This is a genomic window from Ornithinimicrobium sp., from assembly GCF_051004135.1.
Taxonomy (GTDB): Bacteria; Actinomycetota; Actinomycetes; order Actinomycetales; family Dermatophilaceae; genus Ornithinicoccus.
Genome location: NZ_JBPCKQ010000101.1, coordinates 1 through 5,429 on the forward strand (window position 1 = coordinate 1; position 5,429 = coordinate 5,429).

Sequence of the window (5,429 nt, forward strand, 5' to 3'; positions counted from 1 at the left end):
ACGGTGGCCAGCTCGTGGTAGCCGTCCGCACGCAGGGGCCCGACGGACAGGGCGAGGTTGAGCTTGCCGGGCACCCGGACGGTGACCCCTTGTGCAACGACAGCCTCGGACATGTCCCCAACCCTAGGGTGGGCGCCGTGATCGGGGGCACCCGACCTGCGGTAAAGCCCGGACGGCTCACGGGGTCAGCCCGGCCGGGCAGCAGCGATCGCGGCGAACTCGGAGACACCGAGTCGTTCGCCGCGAAGGGTGGGGTCGACCCCCGCCGCCCGCAGGATCTGCTCCGCCCTGGGTGCGTTGCCGGCCCAGCCCGCCAGGGCCGCGCGCAGGGTCTTGCGCCGCTGGGCGAACGCCGCGTCGACGACCGCGAAGACCTCCGAGCGGGTGGCCGTGGTCACCGGCGGGTCCCGGCGGACCATCCGGACCAGCCCGGAGTCGACGTTGGGCGCCGGCCAGAAGACGGACCGCCCGATCCGCCCTGCCGCCGACGCCTCGGCATACCAGGCGGCCTTGACGCTGGGCACGCCGTAGACGCGTGATCCGGGACCGGCCACCAGTCGCTCGGCGACCTCCAGCTGCACCATCACCAGCACGGAGCGCAGGCTGGGCAGGTGCTGCAGGAGGTGCAGCACGACCGGCACGGCGACGTTGTAGGGCAGGTTGGCCACCAGCGCGGTGGGCTGCGGGCCGGGCAGGCCGGTGAGCCGCAGGGCATCGGTATGCCGGACGTCGAGCCGCTCGGCCAGGTCGGGGGCGTGGGTAGTCACTGTGTGCGGCAGCTCGGACGCCAGGACGGGGTCGATCTCCACCGCGACGACCCGGCGGACCTGCGGCAGCAGGCCAAGGGTCAGCGAGCCGAGGCCGGGCCCGACCTCGAGCACGACGTCATCCTCCCCCACCCCCGACGCCCGGACGATGCGCCGCACAGTGTTGGCGTCGACGACGAAGTTCTGCCCCCACGCCTTGGTCGGGTGCAGGTTCAGCCCGGCGGCCAGCTCGCGGATCTGCGCGGGCCCGAGCAACGCCGCGGCCCCGGGCGGGTCCACCTCGGCGGCGCTGTCGGACGTCATGGTCCTAGCCTCGCAGACCAGGGTCTTGACGAAGACTGAACATTTGTTTAGTATACTGAACATGCGTTCAGTCGACGTTGGGGATGTGAGGCCGGGCCGCGCCGGAGCTCCGGACGACCTCACCGCTCGCGCCCGCATCCGCGACGCCGCCTTGCACCGCTTCGGTGAGATCGGCTTCAAGGCCGCCACCGTGCGCGGCATCGCCGAGCGGGCCGGGGTCTCGGCCGCCCTGGTGGTGCACCACTTCGGCTCCAAGGAAGGGCTGCGCGAGGCGGTCGAAGACCACGTGATGGACCGGATCGCGGGCGACGCCCTCGCTGCCTTGAACGGCACCCTCTCTCTCGACGACTCCAGCATGCGCAAGACAGCTCAGGACTACGCACCGGCCATGGCCTACGTCGCGAGGGCGCTGACCGAAGACGCTGAGGTCGGCCGCAGTCTCTACGACCGGATGTTTCACGAGACATTGGCCTACTTCGCGGCCGGTGAGGAGGCCGGTGTCATCCGGCCGTGCGCAGATCCCGAGGGTCGGGCGGCCGCGATGCTCAACGCCGACCTCGGTCAGACGCTCCTGCTGCACCACACGCAGCGAGTCCTCGAGATCACCGACCCGGCGGAGGCGACCCTGCGCGTTGCTGGCCCGGTCCTGGACGCCTACACCGATGGGTTGTTCACCGACGCGCGGTTCCGCGACGCCATCAAGACACCGCATACCGAGGAGAAGTCGTCATGACCGAAGCAGCCATCACCACGAGCGGTCTGACCAAGAGCTACGGCGACGTGCACGCCCTGGTCGACCTGGATCTCGACGTCGAGCGTGGCGAGGTGTTCGGCTTCCTCGGCCCCAACGGCGCGGGCAAGACCACCATGATCCGCACCGTCCTGGACCTGATCAGGCCCACCAGCGGCCGGGCGAGCATTCTGGGCCTGGACACCCACCGCGAGTCCGTGCAGATCCGCCGGCACATCGGCTACCTGCTCGGTGACCTGGCGATGTATCCCAAGCTCACCGGCAAGGACACGCTGCGCTACTTCGCCAACCTGCGTGGCGGCGTCGACTGGACGTATGTCGACGAGCTGGCGCAGCGGCTGGACGCCGACCTGTCCAAGAAGGTGGGCGACTACTCCACCGGCAACCGGCAGAAGGCCGGCCTGATCCAGGCGTTCATGAGCCGGCCCGAGCTGATCATCATGGACGAGCCGTCGACCGGCCTGGACCCGCTGGTGCAGCAGGAGTTCCAGGCGATGATGCGCGAGGTGGCGGCGCAGGGCCGCACGGTGTTCCTGTCCAGCCATACCCTCTCGGAGGTGCAGCGGGTCGCCGACCGGGTCGGCATCATCCGCGGCGGCCACCTGATCGACGTCGAGCGGGTACACGACCTGCGCTCCAAGGCGATCCGGCGGGTGGAGCTGGTCTTCGACTCCCCCGTGCCGGCCGAAGACTTCACCGCGATCCGTGGCGCCCGCGACGTCGAGGTCGTCGACACCTCGGTGCGGCTGGCCTTCGACGGCAACATGGACGAGCTGCTGCAGGTCGCCACCGGCCGACATCACCTTGTCGACATCAACAGCGAGGAGGCTGACCTGGAGGAGATCTTCCTGGCCTACTACCGCGGCGACGAGGCCCCTGACGTGCGCGAGGCGCGCGATGAGGCCGAGGCAGGTGTGTCATGACGCTGTCGGTGTTCACCTTCTCGATCCGCGACCGGCTGACCGGCATCGTGCTCGGCGCGGCGGCGATCGCCCTGATGCTCTGGTTCTCCCTGGCGATCTACTCCGACCTCGACCTGTCCTTCTACTACGAGCTGCCCCCTGCGCTGCTGGACTCGATGGGCATCTCGCCGGAGGCCGGCGGGGTCAACGGCATCGCCTACGGCGCGATGTACAACCTGATGGGCGCGTTGACCCTCGGCGGGCTGGCCATCGCCATCGGCTCGGCCGCCATCGCCGGGGAGGAGCAGGCCGGCACTCTCGGCCTGCTGCTGGGCAACCCGCGCAGCCGCAGCCGGGTGTTGAGCGCCAAGGTGGCCGCCCTCGTGGCGCTGACCACCCTCGGGACGCTGCTGCTCTGGCTGGCCGGGGTCGGCATACCGGCACTGATGGGCCTGGACATCACCGGGCTGCAGGTCGACGCCCTGGTGCTGCACCTGGGGGCCAACGCCCTGCTCTTCGGGATGCTGGCCCTCGCCCTCGGAGCCTGGACCGGTCAGCCCTCAATCTCCTCCGGAGGAGCCGCCGCGCTCATGGTGCTGTCCTGGCTCGCGGTCTCGGTGCTGCCGATGATCGAGGTCGGCGAGACCATCGTGAAGGCCTTCCCCTGGTACTACTTCACCGGGTCGGTCCCCGAGGTCAACGGCGTCGATGGGGTGCACCTGGCGATCCAGCTGGGCCTGTGCGCCCTCCTGGCGGCGACGGCATACCTGGGGCTCAACCGGCGCGACCTGCGCAGCGGCGGCAGCGCGGTCACCCTCTTCGACCGGCTTCGTGACAACCCCCGCACGGCTGCGCTCGCCGAGCGGGTCGGCGGGCAGGCCCGGGTGTCCTCGATCACCGCCAAGACCGTCTCGGACCACCAGGGCATGACGCTGGTCGTGGGAGCCATCGTGTTCTATCTCGGCGTGCTGATGCCGGTGTTCTACACGCTGCTGCCCGACGGCACGAGCGAGTTCTTCGCCGACCTGCCGGACTCCCTGGTCGCCATGATCGGCGGGGTGGACATGTCGACGGCGACGGGCTATCTGCAGGGTGAGGTGTTCGCGATCAGCGTGCCGATGGCGATGATCGTGCTCACGGCAACCATCGGAGCCCGGGCGCTGGCCGGTGAGGAGGAGTCGCGCACCATGGGGTTGCTGCTGGCCAACGCGGTGCCGCGGCGCCGGGTGGTGCTGGACAAGGTGGTCGCGATGGCGGCGCTCAGTGCTGTCGTCGGGGTGATCACCTTCGTCGCCGTCACGATCGGGGTGCTGCTGGTGAGCCTCGACGTCTCCGTGCTCAACCCGGCCGTCACCTGCCTCCTGGCCACCTTGCTGGGGATGGTCTTCGGCGCGCTCGCGCTGCTGGTCAGTGCGGCCACCGGCCGGGTGCGCTGGGCCGTCGGGGCTGCCGCCGGGGCTGCGCTGGTCGGCTACGTGCTGCAGTCGTTCCTCCCGCTGTCGCAGCAGTATGACGAGTGGGTGCGGCTCTCGCCGTTCCACTATTACCTGGGCAGCGACCCCTTGGTCAACGGTATGCCGTGGGGCCACGCCGCGGTGCTGCTGGCGGTGCTCATGGTGCTGGTCGGATTGGCGCTCCCGCTGTTCGACCGGCGCGACCTGCGCGGGTGATCGTGCATGGAGCTGGGCTCGGCAGGCCGTGTCGCCCTCATACACCGCCGGACAGTCCCTGATCCACCCCGGTGACGCGTCCGAGGTCACCGTCTGGTCCGCAACGAGGAGGTGACCGCCTCGGGGTGTGACTACAGCACTTGCGCCGCCAAGGGCAAGCGTCGATCGTTGCGAAGTCGATACGCCATGGAATCCAGCGCCCCGCGTTCTAATGTACGATCGTACGTGTACATATGTACAGAAAGGATCGATATGGTGCTGGCATACGTCTTCCTGGCGGTGGCGATCGCGTTCGAGGTCCTCGGCACAAGTCTGATCCAGGCCTCGCATGGCGCCACCCGTCCCCTCCCCACAGCAGTGGGGCTGACCGCATACGCCCTGGCGTTCGTCCTGCTGGCCCAGAGCGTGCGCGAGCTGCCCGTCAGCGTCGCCTACGCCCTGTGGGCGGGTCTGGGCACGGCGACGATCGTGGTCATCAGCGTCACCTTCTTGGGCGAGTCGCTGTCCGCGGCGCAGCTGAGCGGGCTCGCCCTCATCGTGCTCGGAGTCGTGGTCGTCCACGCGGGCGGTGCGGCGTGAGCCGGCCCCGAGACCCCGACGGTCGCCGCATCGCCTTGGCCCGGGCTGCAGCCGAGGTCGTGGCCGAGGTGGGCATCGGCCGGGCCACCCACCGGGCCATCGCCGCCCGCGCCGGCGTGCCGTTGGGGGCCACCACCTACTACTTCCCGACGCTGGACGACCTCTTGGTCGCCGGTATGCGGTGTGTCGCGGAGGACTACCAGCTCGAGCTGACGAGGTGGGCCGACATCATCGCGAGTCACGAGTACCTCCCCGATGCGCTGACGCAGTGCGTGCGCAGCTACCTGAGTCAGGAGAGCAGGGTGCTCGTGGAGTACGAGCTCTACCTGGCGGCGGCCCGCAACTCCGCCCTCCGTCCCCTGGCCAACGTCTGGCTCGCCGGGCTGCGGGACCTGCTGGTGCCACACCTGGGCGCACAGAGAGCCGAAGTGGTCTCCGCGCTCATCGACGGCATGAT

General features: G+C 69.7%; 6 protein-coding genes. 5 read left to right on the top strand and 1 reads right to left on the bottom strand.

All coding sequences use genetic code 11. The features are described 5' to 3' along the window. Positions 1-185 precede the first annotated feature (185 nt). The gene (gene rsmA / locus ACR2FV_RS05870) at positions 186-1,070 is read right to left on the bottom strand and encodes a 16S rRNA (adenine(1518)-N(6)/adenine(1519)-N(6))-dimethyltransferase RsmA (protein WP_434014762.1); all 885 of its coding nucleotides are present in this window, start codon (positions 1,068-1,070) and stop codon (positions 186-188) included. Between the two features lie 85 nt (positions 1,071-1,155). Between rsmA and ACR2FV_RS05875 the strand changes: the two genes are divergently transcribed. The 5 genes from ACR2FV_RS05875 to ACR2FV_RS05895 form a co-directional block, all read left to right on the top strand. Next, positions 1,156-1,803, top strand: coding sequence for a TetR family transcriptional regulator (locus ACR2FV_RS05875; protein WP_434014763.1), 648 nt, complete (start codon positions 1,156-1,158; stop codon positions 1,801-1,803). After that, on the top strand, positions 1,800-2,744 hold the full coding sequence (locus ACR2FV_RS05880) for an ABC transporter ATP-binding protein (protein ID WP_434014764.1): 945 nt from the start codon (positions 1,800-1,802) through the stop codon (positions 2,742-2,744). Before ACR2FV_RS05875 ends, ACR2FV_RS05880 begins: the two co-directional genes overlap by 4 nt. Continuing rightward, positions 2,741-4,393: an ABC transporter permease subunit gene (locus tag ACR2FV_RS05885; protein WP_434014765.1), complete on the top strand. Its 1,653-nt coding sequence runs from the start codon at positions 2,741-2,743 to the stop codon at positions 4,391-4,393. Before ACR2FV_RS05880 ends, ACR2FV_RS05885 begins: the two co-directional genes overlap by 4 nt. A 252-nt stretch (positions 4,394-4,645) precedes the next feature. Further along, complete coding sequence (locus ACR2FV_RS05890; RefSeq protein WP_434014766.1) at positions 4,646-4,972, top strand: DMT family transporter; 327 nt, start codon at positions 4,646-4,648, stop codon at positions 4,970-4,972. Beyond that, the coding region (locus ACR2FV_RS05895) for a TetR/AcrR family transcriptional regulator (protein ID WP_434014767.1) at positions 4,969-5,429 on the top strand (461 nt) is incomplete at its 3' end. The genes ACR2FV_RS05890 and ACR2FV_RS05895, both read left to right, overlap by 4 nt.